Here is a 17,110-nt window from a genome sequence, read left to right on the forward strand (position 1 = left end):
CGGTCATGACGACATCGACGGCGCAGTGGTTCGGCCATCCGCGGGGACTCTCGACCCTGTTCTTCACGGAGCTCTGGGAACGCTTCAGCTACTACGGCATGCGGGCGCTGCTGCTCCTGTACATGACCGACGTTGCCACCGGCGGCCTCGACCTGGGCACCGAGAGGAGTTCGGCGATCTACGGGCTCTACACCTTCGGGGTGTACGCCCTGGCGTTGCCGGGCGGCTGGGTCGCCGACCGCATCCTGGGCCAGAAGAAGGCGGTGCTCTGGGGCGGGGTCATCATCGCGCTCGGGCACTACGCCCTCGCCGTGCCGAGCCTCGTCACGTTCTTCCTCGGCCTGTTCCTGGTCGTGGTCGGCACCGGGCTGCTCAAGCCGAACGTCTCGGCGGTGGTCGGCGACCTCTACGTCAAGGACTCCGCGGCCCGGCGCGATGCCGGCTTCTCGATCTTCTACTCGGGGATCAACATCGGGGCCCTTGCCGGGCCGCTCGTCTGCTCCTACCTGGGCGAGAACATCGACTGGCACCTGGGTTTCGGTGCCGCCGGCGTCGGCATGACCGCCGCGATTGTCGCGTACGTCCGCGGACAGAAGCACCTGGAAGGCGCCGGTGATCCACGCGGACCCGCTGCCGACCCCGTTCAGCTCGCGAACGCCAAGCGCAGCCTGATCGCGGGTACCGCCTGCATCGTCGTGCTGGCGGGCATCCTGTGGTGGCTCGGAGCCAGCGAAATCGCGCCGATCACGCTGGTCGGTTTCGCCGACGCGACCGGCCTCATCGTCGTCGTGCTGGCGGCTGTCTACTTCGCCTACGTGATCGGCTTCGTCTGCAACGACGCCACGGAGAGGCGAAGAGTCGGCGCATGCGCGGTGCTGTTCGTCGGCGCGGCCCTGTTCTGGTCGGGCTTCGAACAGGCCGGCTCGTCCCTGAACCTGTTCACGCGGGACTACGTGAACCGGGACCTTTGGGGCCTCATGGAGGTTCCCATCGGCTCGCTGCAGTCCGTGAACCCCTTCTTCATCATCGTCCTGGCGCCGGTCATGGGCGCTATCTGGGTCAAGCTCGGGGACCGGAACCCGTCGATCCCGGTCAAGTTCGGCCTTGGCCTGGTGCTGCTCGGCGTCGGCTTCGGCGTGCTCTCCTGGGGCGCGTCGATGGCCGAAGCGGGCGGCGAGCAGGCGGCGATGGCCTGGCTGGTCGTGACCTACTTCTTCCACACGGTCGGCGAGCTCTGCCTGAGTCCGGTGGGACTCTCGAGCATGACCAAGCTGGCGCCGGACCGCCTGGTGTCCCAGATGATGGGCACCTGGTTCATGGGCGCCGCCCTTGGCAACCTGATCGCGGGCCGGGTGGCCGGCTACATCGAGGCGCTGCCGCCGGCCGAGTTGTTCCGGACGGTGGCGTTGATCGTTGCTGTCGGCGGCGCCGTGTTCCTGGCGCTGTTCAAGCCGATCAAGTGGCTGTGTGCCGGGGTGAAGTAGGGCGGCTCAGTTGATGCCACGCTCCTTGCCTTCCCAGTAGGGTGCTCGCAGCTCGCGTTTCAGGACCTTCATCGCGCCGGAGAGCGGCAGCGGTTCGACCCGGAACTCGACGGACTTGGGCACCTTGTAGCCGGCGATCGACTCACGGGCGTGGCTGATGATCGAGGCTTCGGTCCCCTCGTCGACGTCGGCGCCCTCCTTCGGCACGACGATCGCGTGGACCTGCTCGCCCCAGACCTCGTGGGGGATGCCGATCACGGCCACCTGGCCGACGACCGGGTGAGTCGAGATCGCGCTCTCGACCTCGGCCGAGTAGACGTTCTCGCCGCCCGAGACGATCATGTCCTTTACCCGGTCGACCAGGAACAGGTAGCCCTCTTCGTCCAGATAGCCGGCGTCGCCGGTGTGATACCAGCCGCCCTGGAACGCTTCCTCCGTGGCCTCCGGCTTGTTCCAGTACTCGGTCATGTAGTTGCCGCCCTTGGCGCAGACCTCACCGACCTCGCCGGAAGGCAGAATGTTGCCGTCCTCATCCTGGATCGACAGCACGACGCCAGGCACGGCCCGCCCGACCGAACGCAGGCGGTCGCCGCCGACCTTGTGGTCCTCAGCGTCGAGAACGGTCAGCAACGACGAACTCTCGGTCATGCCGTAGCCCTGGCCGATCTCCATCTCCGGGAAGAGGGTTAGCAGCCGGTCGAGCAGGGCCGCAGGCATCGGCGACGCGCCATAACCGAGGTTGCGCAGCGAGGCAAGCTTCTCCGGAGCGAAGTCCGGGTGACTCATCAGCATGTGGATCATCGTCGGCACCATGGTGGTCGTCGTCACCTGGTACTTCTCGATCAGCGCGATGGCGGCGCCCGGGTCGAACATCGGCATCAGGACGAACTTGCCGCCGAATGTCTGTGTCGCGATGACCCCGACCATGGACGCGGCGTGGAAGATCGGTGTCTGCAGCAGCGCGACGCCGTCGGAGAGTTGCGGGAAGCGCATGACCCCGTGGTAGGTGTTCAGGATCTCGGCGCGCTGGTTGCAGAGGACGCCCTTGGGCAGGCCGGTTGTGCCGCCGGTGTACATGAGAACGACCGAGTCGGTTTCTTCCGGCTCGTCCGGCAGGACGGGATCGCTGCCGGCGATCAGGTCCTCGTAGCGGAGGTCGTATGGGGCGTCCGTGTCGTCGTCGGGGCCGCCGATCAGAACCGTGCGCCGCACCGTGCACTCGTCGCCGGCGAGCGCCATCGCCTGCGCGAACAGGGGAGCGAAGGTCTTGTCGACGAAGGCGACCTCCGTGCCCGAGTCGCGCACGATGTAGTCGAGTTCCTTGCCGGCCAGACGCAGGTTCAGCGGGTTGATCACGCCGGCGCCGAGGTAGGCGGCGTGGTACAGCTCGACGTATTCATGGCTGGTGAGCGCCATGACGGCGAAGCGATCGGTGCGGCCGATGCCCAACTCGCCACTCAGGGCCGTGCACAGGCGCATCGTGCGGTCGGCATGCTCCCCGAAGGTCGCGCTGTAGGCGCCGTCGATGATCGATTCCTTGTTCGCCAGGTAGTTCATGGCCGGAACGAACAGCCGGTGGAAGATCAACTCCTTCATCGCGTGGAACTCCTGTTGAGCGCGGTTGGGTGGCTCAGTTCGCGGACAGGGAGGCGATCACGTCGCGCTGCGTCGCCTCGTCGAGGAAGCGTAGGTTGGGGCTCATCCGGTCGACGACCTCGCCGTAGCGGTCGAGGACGCCCCGGGCCAGATCGCCCGGCTCGCCGACGACCGCGAAGGCGTCGAGCATCTCGTCGGTGATGAGAAGGCCCATCTCGTCCCACTGGCCCTGCTTGGACATCCGGTTCAGCTCGAGCTGCAGCTCGCCCCAGCCCTCCGACTCGAGAACCGGCCGGTAGGCGGGCGTCGAACCGTAGAAGGAGATCTGCTTCTTGACGGCACGCTTCGTCGCCTCGAACGTCTTCTCGTCCTGACCGGAGACGATGAAGCCGGGGTACGCGATCTCGAAGTCCGAGCGGTCGCGGCCGGCGGCGGCCAGACCGCGCTCGATGGCCGGCAGGGTGGTGTCGCGCATGTAGGACCGGGTCGTGAAGGGGTGAACGATCAGGCCGTCCGCGACTTCGCCGGCGACCTCGGTCATCAGCGGTCCTACCGCGGCCAGGAACACCCTCGGCGGGCCGTGGTCCGTGTTCGTCGGCGTGAACATGGGCGTCATCAGGGTGTGCGAGTAGAACTCACCCTGGAAGCGGAGCCGCTCGCCCTCATACCAGTTCGACCAGATCGCGCGCATCGCCAGAATGAACTCCCGCATGCGCCGGGCGGGGTGCGACCAGGGCATGCTGAAGCGCTTCGTGATGTGCGGCCGGATCTGGGAGCCGAGACCAAGAATCAGGCGGCCCCGCGAGTAGGCGTTCAGGTCGTGGCCGACGTTCGCCAGGTTCATCGGAGTACGAGCGAAGGCGACCGCGATTGAAGTCATCAGTTCGATCCGCTCGCTGTGCTCGGCGGCGAGGAGCAGCGGGAAGAACGGGTCGTGCGCCGTTTCGGCGGTCATCGCGGCCGCGAAGCCGGCGTCTTCGAGTTCCCGAATGCGGGCCGGGACCTCGCGCAGATCGGTGGGGAGTCCGCCGTCAACCTTCATGTCGTTCTCCTGGCCTGGTGCTTCTGAAGTCCGGGGTTGGCGGGCGAGTATAGAGGAGCATTCGCCTTGCTACGATCCCCGCTTTCGCCCTCGGAACAACTTCGGTTTCGTCCCAGGGAGCTTCCATGCATCAGGTGCTCGCCGGTGTCCGTGTCCTGGACTTCGGCCGCTACATCGCCGGACCGTTCTGCGCCGCCCTGCTCGGCGATCTCGGCGCCGAAGTGATCCGGGTCGAGAAGGTCCGAGGCAGCGAGGACCGGTTCATCGCGCCGGTGGCGCCGAGTGGCGAGGGCGGAATGTTCCTGCAGATGAACCGGAACAAGCGCTCGCTGACCCTGAATCCGACGAAGCCGGCCGGCCGGGAGATCGTGAAGCGCCTGGTCGCGACCGCCGACGTCGTCGTGGCGAATCTGCCGCCGAAGACCCTTGAGGCGATGGGGCTCGACCTGGACAGCCTGCGCCAGGTCAGGGAGGACATCATCCTGACCACGGTGTCGGCCTATGGGCGCGGCGGCCGCTACAGCGATCGGGTCGGCTTCGACGGCATCGGCCAGGTCATGTCCGGCATCGCATACATGACCGGCGACGCCGACAAGCCGCGTCGCGCGGCCGCGCCGTTCGTGGACTACGGCACCGCGCTTTCCTGTGCCTACGGCACGCTGGCTGCTCTGATGGCGCGCCAGCAGACCGGCAAGGGGCAGATGGTTGAAGGTGCGTTGCTCAGGACGGCGTTGATGATGGGCAACGCGAACCTGATCGAGCAGGCGGTGATCGAGCGCAACCGGCTGCCGACGGGAAACATGTCGCAGACCTCCGGTCCGGGCGACATCTTCCGCACCGCCGACGGCTGGGTGCTGTGCTCGGTGATCGGCGAGCCATTGTTCAGGCGCTGGGTGGACCTGATGGCTGCGGACAACGGCACCGGAGGCGATGGCGAAGAGATCGACTGGTTGAACGATCCGCGCTTCGCCGACGATCTCTCGCGGGGCGACCACGGCGACGTGATCGGTGAGCGGATGGCTGCCTGGTGTGCCTCCCGGTCGACCGGGGAAGCGGTGGAGACCCTGAACGCGGCGATGATCCCCTCCGGGCCGGTGTACTCGATGCAGCAGACGCTGGACGATCCACACATCGCGGAGGTCGGTTCCTTCGTCGAGCTCGACTATCCGGACATGCCGCGGCCGGCGCCGGTGGCGCAGCCTTCCGTGCGCCTGACCGAAACTCCCGCCACGATCCGTCACCGTGCGCCGACGCTGGGCGAGCACACCGACGAGATCCTGGGCGATCTCGGCTACAGCAGCGACGAGATCGCCGCGTTCAGGGCTGAACGGGTGGTGTAGAGAGTTGAGCCGTCTCCAGCGCCGTATCTCTGGGTGCGCGGACCTTCTGGTCCGCATCCGGGCCGATGCCGCGAAGCGGCGAGGCCATGGGTTCGGCGCCTGCTTCCTCGGCCTCGCGCTGTTGGCAGTGCCCGTCGCCGGTCAACAACCGCCCGCCGACCTGCCGCCGCCGAACATCCTCTGGATCTCGAGCGAGGACAACGGTCCGCAACTCGGCGCCTACGGCGACGACTACGCCACTACGCCGAACCTCGACCGCCTCGCCGCCCGCGGGCTCGTCTACCGCAACACCTGGTCGACGGTGCCGGTCTGCGCGCCGGCACGCACGACGATCATCAGCGGCCTCTACCCGGCATCCACCGGCGCCCAGCACATGCGCAGCCGATCCACGCTCCCGGACGGCTTCCGCTTCTTCCCGCAATACCTGCGCGAGGCGGGCTACTACGTGACGAACAACGCCAAGGAGGACTACAACCTCGCGAAGCCCGGCGGGCAGGGAGCCGTCTGGCACGAGTCGTCCCGCGAGGCGCACTGGCGGAACCGCCCGGAAGGGGCGCCCTTCTTCGCCGTCTTCAACTTCACCGTGACCCACGAGAGCCAGATCCGGCGCCGGCCGCACACGAAGGTCCACGACCCGGCCGGCGTTCGGGTGCCGGCCTACCACCCCGACACGCCGGAGGTGCGGCAGGACTGGGCCCAGTACTACGACAAGTTGACCGAGATGGACGTGCTCGTCGGGGAGCGCCTGGCCGAACTCGAGGCGGCCGGCCTCGCGGACGACACGATCGTCTTCTACTGGGCCGATCACGGACCGGGCCTGCCGCGCGGCAAGCGCACGGCGCTGCAGACCGGCCTACATGTGCCGCTCATCGTCTCGGTGCCTGAGAAGTACAGGCACCTGGCGCCGGCCGACTACGAGCCGGGCGGCAGCACGGACCGGCTGGTCGGCTTCATCGACTTCGCGCCGACCATGCTGAGCCTCGCCGGGATCGAGCCGCCTGCGCAATTCCAGGGGCGTGCCTTCCTCGGGGCCCACGAGGCGGCGCCAAACGAGTTCCTGTTCGGTTTTTCCGACCGCATGGACGAACGCTACGACCTGGTCCGGAGCGTCCGCGACCAGCGCTATCTCTACGCGCGCAACTTCCTGGTCGACCGGCCCTACGGTCAGCGTCTCTCCTACCAGATGGAGACGCCGACCACCCGGGTCTGGCTGCGGCTGTTCCAGGAGGGTGAACTGAACGACGCGCAGGCGGCCTTCTGGGGGGAGAAGCCGAGCGAGGAGCTCTACGACCTGGAGAACGATCCGGATCTGGTCAACAACCTCGCGGCGTCACCTGACCATGCGGCCGAGAGAGAGCGGCTGGCCGCGGCGTTGCGGCGGCAGCTCCTGACGATTCGCGATCTCAGTTTCCTACCTGAAGGCGAGATGCACCGCCGGGCGGCGGACATGGGCGGTGTGCCGTGGACCTACGGCCAGGGCGGCTACCAGATCGAGCGGGTACTGCCCGCGGCCGAACTGGCCACCGATCGGTCGAGGTGGGGGAGCGGGGACATCGAGCGGTTGACCCGCATGCTCGGAGACCCGGACTCTGCAGTACGCGCCTGGGCCGCAATCGGGCTGCGCACTCGTGGCGCGGACGCGGTACGTTCGGCCGCCGGCGCGCTGCGGGCCGCGCTTGGCGACCCCTCGCCACCGGTGCGTATCTTCGCGGCCGAGGCTCTGGGTCGGTTCGGCGATGAACAGGACCGTGCTCCCGCGGTCGAACTCCTGCTGGCCTCGGCTTCAACCGACGACAGCGACTTCTTCGACGCGCTGCTCGCGCTCAATGCGCTCGACTACCTCGAACCGGAGGTGCTCGGCGGTGCGAACGGTCAGGCCGATGCCTGGCGGAAGGGGCTCCGTGCCTTGCCGAGTGAACTCGAAGGCCTCGACCGCCGATTCAGGAACTATGTACCTCGGCTGCTCGAGGCCATCTGGCTCGACCTGGACGAGGCGCCCTGATCAGCCCTCGCTCGCCGCCGCCTCCGGCGGCCAGCCGAACGGCAGATCCTCCGGCACCACCTTGATCTCGGTCGAGAACTGGAACGGTGCCTCGCCGGGGCCGGGGAACTCGAACTCGAGGTAGAAGCCGGTCCAGCCGCGTTCCGGCGCGGGGACGGCGCCGACCCACCTGCCGTCGTCACCCGGTTCGACGGCGGTGCTGGTCCACGACCGGCCGATCGTGTCGACCCGGAGGTCGCGCGTTTCCGGGTTCGAGGCCTGCCACAGGAGAACCCGACTCGGCTCCATGTCGTTCGCCACCCAGGCGGTGATCGCGGCTCCGCCGGCGTCGTCGGTTTCGATCGACCAGTCGACATCGGGGCGCTCCGCGCCATCCAGGATGGCCTGGTAGAAGGCGAGGAAGCCGACTGCCGCGTCGCTGCCGCCCAGGGAATGCTCGGTGTTCGGCACGTAGCGCAGGTGCTTCTCGCCGAGCAGGTCGTCGAAGTAGAACTGGGCCGAGTCGGGCAGGAAGAACTGGTCGCCGGTCGCGTTGATCAGGTACTTCGGCATCGTCAGCTTGTCGAGGTGGTTGTACGGCTCGACGATCTGCTGGAGTTCCAGGTACTCGGGCGTTCCGAACCAGTCCGTGATCCCCTCGTACACGTAGTCGCCGATGGCCGGCGCCCAGAAGCCGTAGGCCTTCCAGTGGTGTTCGAAGGAGGCTTCGAGGTTCAGGAGATCGATCACGATCGGCGCGATCGCGACCACCCGGTCGTCGACCATCGCCGTGGTCCAGGTGGTCCAGCCGCGCTTCGAGCCGCCGGCGACGACGAACTGGCTCACGTCGTTCCCGCCGCCGTCCTCGGAGGCCGCGAAGGCGGTCATCGTGTCCATTGCGCGCACCGCGGCCTTCGTCATGGGCAGCCGGGCGAGCCAGATTGCATCCTCGCCTCGCAGGAACTTGTCCCAGCCGTAGGCGATCAGCTCGTCCTCGACCCGCTCTCCGTAGTCGTCGCCAACGAAGTTCAGAGGCTGGTTCGGCACCATTCTCAGTTCAGCGGTGAAGGAGCCTGTGGCCAGGGCCGGCTGGAGGGTCAGCGGATTCGCCTGTTCCGGCGGGTCGCCGCCGTTCCGACCGCTCGAGATGTAGAGGAAGCCGTGGTCACTTGTGACCTCGTCTGGTTCGACCACCATCAACCAGTGGGTCCATAGCGGCCGGTCGACCTCCGCCTCGGTGAGCCAGGTCTGGCTCGTCATCTCGATCGTGTGCAGGGTGTAGCCGTCGCCGGGCTCGCTGCTCACCAGGGTCCAGCCGTAGGCCGGGTCGGGGGTGTCGACATACTCCTTGAGGATGCCGTGCGAATCCGGTTCGGTGGCGGTTTCGGGCTCGCTGGCCGTGGAATCGACGCCGCCCGCGCAACCCAGAAGCAGTAACGCGATGACGATCAGGGTGAAGCTGTCGCGAGCGACTCTCATGGTTCCATTCCTCCTCTGAATCGATGTTGGCCAGCCGACTCGGCGCCGGCCGGGTGCGGCAGGATCAGATCGCGCCGGCGGCCCGCATCGCGTCGATCCGTTCACCGCTGAACCCCCAGTCCGCCAGCACGGCGTCGCTGTGCTCGCCGGCCTTCGGCGGCGGCCCCTGGACTGCGACGGGCGTGCGGCTGAAGCGTGGCGCCGGCGCCGGCTGGGCCACGCCGTCGACCTCCACGAAGGTGTCTCGCGAGCGGTTGTGCGGGTGCTCGATCGCCTCGCCGATCGTGAGAACCGGTGCGAAGCAGACGTCGCTGCCCTCCATCATCTCGCACCACTCGTCGCGAGTCTTCGTGCGGAAGACCTCGGCCAGCTTGCTCTTGAGTTCGGGCCACCGGTCCCGGTCCGTCAGATGACCTTCCCATTCGCGGCCGTCGAGTCCGGTCTTCTCGAGCAGCAGGGCGTAGAACTGCGGCTCGATCGATCCCACGGATACGTACTCGCCGTCCGCGCACTCGTAGGTGTCGTAGAAGTGGGAGCCGCTGTCCAGCATGTTCGAACCCCGCGTGTCCCTCCACACGCCCGCCGAGTGCATTCCGACGACGGCGGCCAGCAGGAGGGCGGAGCCGTCCGTCATCGCAGCGTCGACCACCTGCCCCTTGCCGGACTTCTGCGCCTCGAGCAGACCGGCCACCACCCCCAGGGCAAGCAGCATGCCGCCGCCGCCGAAGTCGCCGACCAGGTTGAGCGGCGGAACCGGCTTGCCGCCGTTGTTGCCGATCGAGTGCAGGACGCCGGAGAGCGCGATGTAGTTGATGTCGTGGCCGGCCGCGTGCGCGATCGTGCCGTTCTGCCCCCAGCCCGTCATGCGGCCGAAGACGAGCCTGGGATTGCGCTCGAGGCACACGTCGGGACCGAGTCCGAGCCGCTCCATGACCCCGGGCCGGAACCCCTCGATCAGGCCGTCCGCCCGTTCCACCATGTCGAGCACCGCCTCGACCGCTTCCGGTCGCTTGAGGTCCATCCCCAGGGAGCGTCTCCCGCGGTTCAGCACGTCGAACTTCGAGCCGCGTCCCGCATACGCCTTACGGTCGATACGGACGACCTCGGCGCCCAGATCGGAGAGCACCATGGCGCAGAAGGGGCCCGGGCCGATGCCGGCGATTTCGAGAATGCGGTAGCCGTCGAGTGGTCCCATGATCCGTCGCTCCAGGGGAGGTTTTGTGCGGGGGGAGGCGCGCCAGTATAGGAGACGGACCGGCGCCCGCCGTGCCGTACAATCCGGCGACCCGACGACCATTCGATCACCGGCCCACGGCATCCCTGCCGTGGAGGGGAGAGTTCAGACGATGCAGCGCTACGGCATGACGATTCCGTTCAACCTGCCCCTGGCGGAGCAGGAGGACCTGATCAAGGAGATGGTCGACCTCGGCTACACGGACTTCTGGTCCTCCGAGTCGAACGGCTCCGACGGTTTCATCCCGCTGGTGCAGGCGGCGATCTGGGCTCCGACGGCGCGGCTCGGGATCGCGATCATCCCCGCCTACACCCGGGGACCGGCGCTGATGGCGATGACCGTGGGCGCGATGGCGGAGGCGGCGCCGGGCCGGTTCGTCATGGGCCTCGGCACGTCGTCCAACGTGATCGTCGAGCAGTGGAACGACATCCCGTTCGAGCGGCCCTACTACAAGACCCGCGACATGGTGCGGTTCCTCAAGAAGGCGCTCGGTGGCGACCGGATCGACGAGGACTTCGGCAGCTTCAAGGTCCGCGGCTTCCGCATGGGCCGGCCGCTCAAGGAGAATCCACCGATCCTGGTCGCGGCGCTACGCGAGGGCATGCTGCGGATGGCCGGCCGCGAGGGCGACGGAGCGATCCTCAACTGGCTGTCTCCCGAGGACGTGAAGACGGTCGTCCCCTATGTCCACCAGGCCGGCCCCGGCAAGGAAATCGCAGCGCGCATCTTCGTCATCCCTACGGAGGACAAGGGCGTGGTGGACTTCGTCGGCCGGCGCGCCATGGCGGCCTACCTGAACGTGCCGGTCTACGCCGCGTTTCACGACTGGCTGGGCCGGCGGGACGATCTTGGCCCGATGTGGGACGCCTGGGGCGCCGGCGACCGCAAGAAAGCGGTCGAAGTGATCCCGGAAGAGACGCTGCGCGACATCCTGATCATCGGCTCGCCCGGGAAGTGCCGGGAACGGATCCAGGAGTACATCGAGGCGGGAGTGCACACGCCGGCGCTCCAGATCATGCATCCGGGGGACGATCTGCGGGAAACGATCCGGGCGCTGGCGCCGGGCTAGGCGCGCTCCCTCGTCGGGTTCTCTCGGCCTTGACGTAAGCTCGCCGCCGCCCCGCGGCCGGACGAGTGCACGTCATTCCCCTGCCGATTTGACTCAAGGAGAACATCCATGGCACTCAGCACCTATTTGACCTTCGACGGCAACTGCCGCGAGGCGTTCGAGTACTACCGGTCTGTCTTCGGCGGCGAGTTCTCGGACTTCAATACCTTCGGCGAAGGCCCGGAGGGACTGCCGCTCGCCGAGGGCCAGGAGGACCAGATCATGCATGTGGCCCTTCCGGTCGGCGACAGCGTGCTGTTGGGGAGCGACAGCACGACGTTCGGCCCGCCGCTCGAGGTCGGCAACAACTTCTCGATCTCGGTCGAGGCCGAGAGCCGGGAACACGCGGACGAACTGCAGGCGAAGCTGTCGGATGGCGGTGCGGTGACGCTGCCGATGGAGGACCAGTTCTGGGGCGCGTACTTCGGCATGTGCGTCGACCGCTACGGCATCAACTGGATGCTGGTCTACGCACCGCCGCAGGAGTAGCAGGGAAGCAGGGCTTCGCCTGCCAGTGAGCCACAAGGAGCCATCAGGATGACTGCCATCTCTCCCAACGACGGTCCGGTTGCCGTCACTGGCGTTTCCGGCTTCACCGGCGGCCACATGGTGCGTGAACTGGTGCTTCACGGGTACGACGTACGAGCATGCCTGCGCGACGCGACGTCCTGGCGGGGCCGGGACTGCGTCTCGTATCTGGACCGGCTGCCGAACGTGGAGATCGTGGACGGCTGCGACCTGTTCGTGCCGGCCTCGTACGACGAGGCGTTTACGGGTTGCTCGGGCGTATTCCACGTCGCCGCGGTGCTCGGCAACTCGGCCGACGGCAAGTCCCAACCGCGGGGTTCGGGGAACGTCGCGACGGACGTCTACGAGGGCGGCATGGCCGGGACGCGGAACGTGATCGACGCGGTGAACCGAAGCGGAAGCGTGAAGCGCGTCGTCTACACGAGTTCCCTGGCGGCGGTCGCGGGCCTGGGCGCGCCGGCGATGCCTCCGGGCTACGCGTGGACGGAGACGGACTGGGCTTCCAGCAACTTCCCGGAGGACGTCTGGAATCACCCGCGGATGTCCTATGCCCGCAGCAAGGTGGACACGGAGCATCTGCTGAACCAGACCGCGGACTCAAGCGGCGGCCGCTGGGACGTGGTCACGATGAACCCGGCGATGATCTGCGGCCCGATCCTGTTCAAGGCCCAGGTCGGCCAGTGGATCGAGCAGATCGGACGGTTGGCCGCGGGACGGGCAACGTCGTGGCCGACGCCCTACGACATGTACTACAACATCATCGACGTGCGTGACCTGGTGAAGGCGGAGCGCCTGGCGGCGGAGTCGGACGTCGATCACAGGGCGACCCACGGCGGCAGCCGCTACCTCCTCCACGGCAGCGGCGGGCGTTCCGCTCTCCGGCTCGGCACGGAAGTTCGCCGGATCATCCAGGAGCTCTTCCCGGCGTTCACCGTCGGCGAGCCGGAAGTCCCTGAAGGTGGTCCGGCGCCTCCGGCGGCGATCAACCACAGCAAGAAGGCGAAGGCGGTGCTGGGGGCCACCCTCCGGCCGGTGGAGGACACGATCGAGGCCGTGGTCGAGACGTCGGTCGAGCTGGGAGTGATCGAGCCACGGTTGAGGGACACCTGAGTCGCCTCTGCCGACGCGGTCCATGAGGACGGTCCTCGCCGTTTCACTGCTCGCCTCGCTGGCCGGGGTGCTGCAGGCACACGATGCGAGTCCGGGGCGCAACCGCGTAGCGACGGCGGATAACCTGCCGGCGACCTGGGATGTCGCGTCGGGCGAGGGCGTCCTGTGGTCGGCCGACCTCGGCACGGTGACCTACGGCGGGCCGACGATCGCGGGCGACCTGATCGTCGTCGGGACGAACAATGAGCGGCCCCGGGATCCGGAGGTGATCGGCGACCGCGGGGTCGTCATGGCCTTCGACCGCCGGGACGGCAGCTTCCGGTGGCAGATCACCCACGAGAAGCTCGCGACGGGGGAGGCGAACGACTGGCCGCTGCAGGGGGTCTGCTCGACTCCTTCGTTCGACGGCGAACGGCTCTACTACGTCTCCAACCGCGCCGAACTCTTGGCGGTCGATCTCGAGGGAAACACGGTCTGGTCCCTCGACATGCTGGCCGAGTGGGGCGTGTTTCCGAAGCACATGGCAGCGTCGACGCCTCTCGTCGTGGACGACCTCGTATTCGTCTCCACGAGCAACGGCGTGACGGACGATGGCCGCGTGCCCGCCCCCGAAGCGTCCAGCTTCGCGGCGGTCGACCGCGTGAGCGGGCTCCCCAGGTGGAGCGCCGCGAGCCCGGGAGCGGGCCTGATCGACGGTCAGTGGGGAAGCCCGTCCCACGGCCACGTGGGCGAGCGGAAGCAGGTCGTCTTCCCGGGCGGGGACGGTTGGCTCTACGCTTTCCATGCGGCGACCGGCCGGGAGCTTTGGCGCTTCGACGGGAACTCGGCTCTCGTTGGTGGCGACGTCCGGGATTCCGCGAATCGCCACGCGATCGTGGCGACGCCCGTCTTCCACGACGGCACGGTCTACGTGGCGATGGGCCGCGATCCGGAGGTGTCCCTCAGACCCGGCGCGCTGTGGGCGGTCGACGCCGCCGGCAACGCCGACGTCACCGCGGGCGGCGCTCGGTGGCGGTTCGAGGATCCGGACTTCGGGCGCGCGATCGCCACCGTCGCGGTTGCCGGCGGCGTCGTCTACGCGGCGGACCTGAACGGCTTCCTCTTCGCGCTCGATGCGGACACCGGCGAGAAGCTGTGGGTCTACGACGCCCTGGCCCCGTTCTGGAGTTCGCCCCTGGTCGCGGACGGGAGGGTCTACGCCGCCGACACGGAGGGCGACGTCGCAGTGCTCGGGAGCGGCCGGACCCTGGACGTGCTTGCCGAGAACGTGATGCCCGGGGCGGTCTACGCCTCGCCGGTGGCGGCCGGCTCCGTGCTGTACCTGGCCACCAGTGAGACGCTCTACGCGCTGGGCGTCCGTTAGAGCGGCAGCAGCTCGGTGCCCTTTGATACCGTTGCCGCCCTTCGGCGGCGGGGCCGCGGCGACGAGGTCGTCGTGAACGGGTCCTCTCGCTCGCCGGCAGCAGCGACACGCTCATTCGACCAACGGACTGGAACACCATGAAGTCTCGACTTTCTCTACCTGCGGCGCTCCTTCTGGCCGGCGCTGTGACGGCGCCGATCGCGGCGGCGGAACCCGAGCCGCCGGCGATGTTCGGCAACACGCCGGCGCGGAACATGGTCTCCGATGCGAAGGGCCTGCCGACCCACTGGGACGTCAGGAGCGGCGAGAACATCATCTGGAGAGCCAAGGTCGGCTCCCAGACCTATGCGGGCCCGGTCTTCCGCGACGGGCGGGTGTTCGTGGGTACGAACAACGAGGGTCTTCGCCGTCCCGGCATCGAGGGTGACAAGGGGGTCGTCATTGCCCTGGACAAGGACACCGGCGGCCTCCTCTGGCAGGCCACGCACGACAAGCTGGGCGCCGGCCGCGTCAACGACTGGCCCCTTCAGGGCGTGTGTTCCACGCCCTATGTCGACGGCGACCGCGTCTACTACGTGTCGAACCGCGCGACGATCGTGGCCGTGGACGTCGACGGTTTTCGGGACGGTGTGAACGACGGCATGACGGACGAGCAGTACAGGGAGGAACTCGACGCCGACATCGTGTGGGAGTACGACATGATCGCCGAACTCGACGTGTTTCCCCACAATCTGGCCGCCGGATCGCCCCTGGTCGTCGGCGACCTGCTGTTCACGGTGACCGGCGCCGGGGTCGACGAGGGCCACATCAACCTGCCCTCGCCAGCGTCGCCGGCATTCGTCGCGATGGACAAGAACACCGGTGAATTGGTCTGGGAGAGCATCGACAGCAGCGATGCGGTCCTGCACGGCTCGTGGTCGAACCCGGCCTACGGAGTGGTCGACGGCCAGCCGCAGATCGCGTTTCCGGGCGGCGACGGCTGGCTCTACACCTATGAGCCGGCGACCGGGAAGCTCCTTTGGAAGTTCGATCTGAACCCCAAGGACTCGGTCTGGGAGCTTGGAGGCGCGGGCACCCGCAACAACGTCATCTCGACGCCGGTCTTCTACAACAACCGCTTCTACCTGGGCGTCGGCCAGGATCCGGAACACGGCGAGGGGCCCGGCCACCTCTATGCGCTGGACGCGGGTGTCGAGGGCGACGCGACCGACAGTGCTTCCTTCTGGCACTTCGGCGGCGAGGACTTCAACCGCACGATCTCCACGGCGGCCATCGCCGATGGCCTGCTCTACATCCCGGACCTGAGCGGCTTCCTCTACGTGCTGGACGTCGAGACGGGCGAGCACCTCTGGACCCACGACACCTTCGCGGCGGTCTGGGGTTCGGCGTTCGTGGCGGACGGCAAGGTCTACCTGGGCGACGAGGACGGGGACGTCGTCGTGCTCGAGGCGGGTCGTGAGGAGAAGGTGATCGCGGAGCACAACATGGGCTCGGCGGTCTACACGACACCGGTCGCCGAGGACGGCCGCATCTACGTGGCCACTCGCTCCGACGTGTTCGCGATCGGATCCGACTGAGGGGGCCGCTCCAGACCACTCGTGGGACTCAAGCGAGGGCAGCGACCGCTCGAGACGGAGGACTCCTGGAGCGTCGACACGGCGCCGGGCCGGGTGCTCTTCGGCGCGGGCGTGATCGACCTCGTTGGCGACCTCGTTCAGGAACTCGGCGGCGGCCGCGTGCTCGTGGTCACGGATCCGGGGGTAGCCGCGGCCGGCCATCTCGACCGCGCATCTGCTTCACTCCGGAGTGCCGGCCTTGAGGTCGCGGTCTTCTCCGAGGTCAGGGAGAACCCCGGGGAACGCGACGTGGCCGAGGCGGCCGCTGCCGCGAGGTCCCACCGCGCCACGTTCCTCGTCGGTCTGGGGGGCGGTTCAGCGATGGACTGCGCCAAGGGCGCTAACTTCGTGTTCACGAACGGCGGCCGGATGGAGGACTACTGGGGGTTCGGCAAGGCCAGCCGGCCGATGCTGCCTTCGATCGGGGTTCCATGCACCGCGGGGACCGGCAGCGAGGCGCAGTCGTTCGCCGTCATCTCACGCGAGGACGACCACCGGAAGATGGCCTGTGGCGACCCGAAAGCACGGTTTCTGGCCACCCTCCTCGATCCGGAACTCGCGCGCACGGCCCCGCCCTACGTCATGGCCGCGACGGGCCTGGACGCGTTCTCCCATGCGATGGAGAGCTTCGTTGCGACCGCTGCCAACCCGTACTCCCGGATGTTCGCGTCCGAGGGCTTTCGACGTCTTCTCCGTGGGTTCGAGGTTGTCGTCGAGGCTCAGAGTGCCGACTCGCAGGCGCACTCGAATGCCAGGTCCGAGGTGGAGATCAACGAGTTGTGGGGCGACATGCTGCTGGGAGCCCACCTCGCGGGGGCCGCGATCGAGGCGTCGATGCTGGGCGCGGCGCACGGCCTGGCGAATCCGCTCACCGCTCGCTACGACATCACGCATGGCGTGGCCGTCGCGGTCATGCTGGATCACGTCGTCCGCTACAACGGCGAGACCGGCGACACCGGCTACACGGGCCTCGTCCGCCTGCTCGGCGGATCCGGAGCCGGCAACCCGCCCGCGAGCACGCGGCTTGCCGAGTCCTGGACCGGTCTTCGCCGCAGCGCCGGGGTGGCCGGGCGTTTGAGGGATCTGGGCGTTCGGGAGGCCGATCTGGAGGTGTTGGCCACCCAGGCATCCAAGCAGTGGACGGCTCAGTTCAACCCGCGCGCCGTGACCGCCTCCGATATGCTGAGCCTCTACCAGGCGGCGTTCTGACAGGTGCGGGACCGCGTCGC

Annotated in this window: 13 protein-coding genes; 9 read left to right on the top strand and 4 right to left on the bottom strand. The window is 68.0% G+C overall.

Features of this window, described 5'->3' with window-relative positions; translation table 11 throughout:
• Positions 1-5: 5 nt before the first annotated feature.
• Positions 6-1,484, top strand: a complete 1,479-nt coding sequence (locus OXG83_04545; protein MCY3964287.1) for an oligopeptide:H+ symporter — start codon at positions 6-8, stop codon at positions 1,482-1,484.
• 6 nt (positions 1,485-1,490) lie between these two features.
• Here the strand turns inward: OXG83_04545 and OXG83_04550 are convergent, their stop codons facing one another.
• Positions 1,491-3,080, bottom strand: coding sequence for an AMP-binding protein (locus tag OXG83_04550; protein ID MCY3964288.1), 1,590 nt, complete (start codon positions 3,078-3,080; stop codon positions 1,491-1,493).
• Positions 3,081-3,114: 34 nt separating this feature from the next.
• Complete coding sequence (locus OXG83_04555) at positions 3,115-4,122, bottom strand: TIGR03617 family F420-dependent LLM class oxidoreductase (GenBank protein ID MCY3964289.1); 1,008 nt, start codon at positions 4,120-4,122, stop codon at positions 3,115-3,117.
• A 125-nt stretch (positions 4,123-4,247) separates the two neighbouring features.
• Here OXG83_04555 and OXG83_04560 point away from each other — a divergent pair, with 125 nt between their 5' ends.
• Both OXG83_04560 and OXG83_04565 read left to right on the top strand, forming a co-directional pair.
• On the top strand, positions 4,248-5,462 hold the full coding sequence (locus OXG83_04560; GenBank protein MCY3964290.1) for a CoA transferase: 1,215 nt from the start codon (positions 4,248-4,250) through the stop codon (positions 5,460-5,462).
• Between the two features lie 127 nt (positions 5,463-5,589).
• Entirely contained in the window at positions 5,590-7,464 is a 1,875-nt protein-coding gene (locus tag OXG83_04565) for a sulfatase-like hydrolase/transferase (GenBank protein MCY3964291.1), read from the top strand.
• Here the strand turns inward: OXG83_04565 and OXG83_04570 are convergent, their stop codons facing one another.
• Both OXG83_04570 and OXG83_04575 read right to left on the bottom strand, forming a co-directional pair.
• Positions 7,465-8,922, bottom strand: a complete 1,458-nt coding sequence (locus tag OXG83_04570) for a PhoPQ-activated pathogenicity-related family protein (protein MCY3964292.1) — start codon at positions 8,920-8,922, stop codon at positions 7,465-7,467. It lies immediately after the preceding gene.
• 64 nt (positions 8,923-8,986) lie between these two features.
• A complete protein-coding gene (locus OXG83_04575; GenBank protein MCY3964293.1) occupies positions 8,987-10,120 on the bottom strand; it encodes a CaiB/BaiF CoA-transferase family protein in 1,134 nt (377 codons plus the stop codon).
• Positions 10,121-10,268: 148 nt separating this feature from the next.
• On the opposite strand from OXG83_04575, the gene OXG83_04580 reads away from it, so the two are divergent.
• The 6 genes from OXG83_04580 (at position 10,269) to OXG83_04605 (ending at position 17,090) form a co-directional block, all read left to right on the top strand.
• Entirely contained in the window at positions 10,269-11,225 is a 957-nt protein-coding gene (locus OXG83_04580) for an LLM class F420-dependent oxidoreductase (protein ID MCY3964294.1), read from the top strand.
• Between the two features lie 108 nt (positions 11,226-11,333).
• A complete protein-coding gene (locus tag OXG83_04585; protein MCY3964295.1) occupies positions 11,334-11,753 on the top strand; it encodes a VOC family protein in 420 nt (139 codons plus the stop codon).
• A gap of 48 nt (positions 11,754-11,801) precedes the next feature.
• On the top strand, positions 11,802-12,902 hold the full coding sequence (locus OXG83_04590; protein MCY3964296.1) for an NAD-dependent epimerase/dehydratase family protein: 1,101 nt from the start codon (positions 11,802-11,804) through the stop codon (positions 12,900-12,902).
• A gap of 22 nt (positions 12,903-12,924) precedes the next feature.
• Positions 12,925-14,265, top strand: a complete 1,341-nt coding sequence (locus OXG83_04595; GenBank protein MCY3964297.1) for a PQQ-binding-like beta-propeller repeat protein — start codon at positions 12,925-12,927, stop codon at positions 14,263-14,265.
• 137 nt (positions 14,266-14,402) lie between these two features.
• The gene (locus tag OXG83_04600) at positions 14,403-15,842 is read left to right on the top strand and encodes a PQQ-binding-like beta-propeller repeat protein (protein ID MCY3964298.1); all 1,440 of its coding nucleotides are present in this window, start codon (positions 14,403-14,405) and stop codon (positions 15,840-15,842) included.
• A 21-nt stretch (positions 15,843-15,863) separates the two neighbouring features.
• On the top strand, positions 15,864-17,090 hold the full coding sequence (locus OXG83_04605; GenBank protein MCY3964299.1) for an iron-containing alcohol dehydrogenase: 1,227 nt from the start codon (positions 15,864-15,866) through the stop codon (positions 17,088-17,090).
• The last annotated feature ends 20 nt before the right edge of the window (positions 17,091-17,110 follow it).

The sequence above is a fragment of the Acidobacteriota bacterium genome (assembly GCA_026707545.1).
GTDB lineage: Bacteria > Acidobacteriota > Thermoanaerobaculia > Multivoradales > Multivoraceae > Multivorans.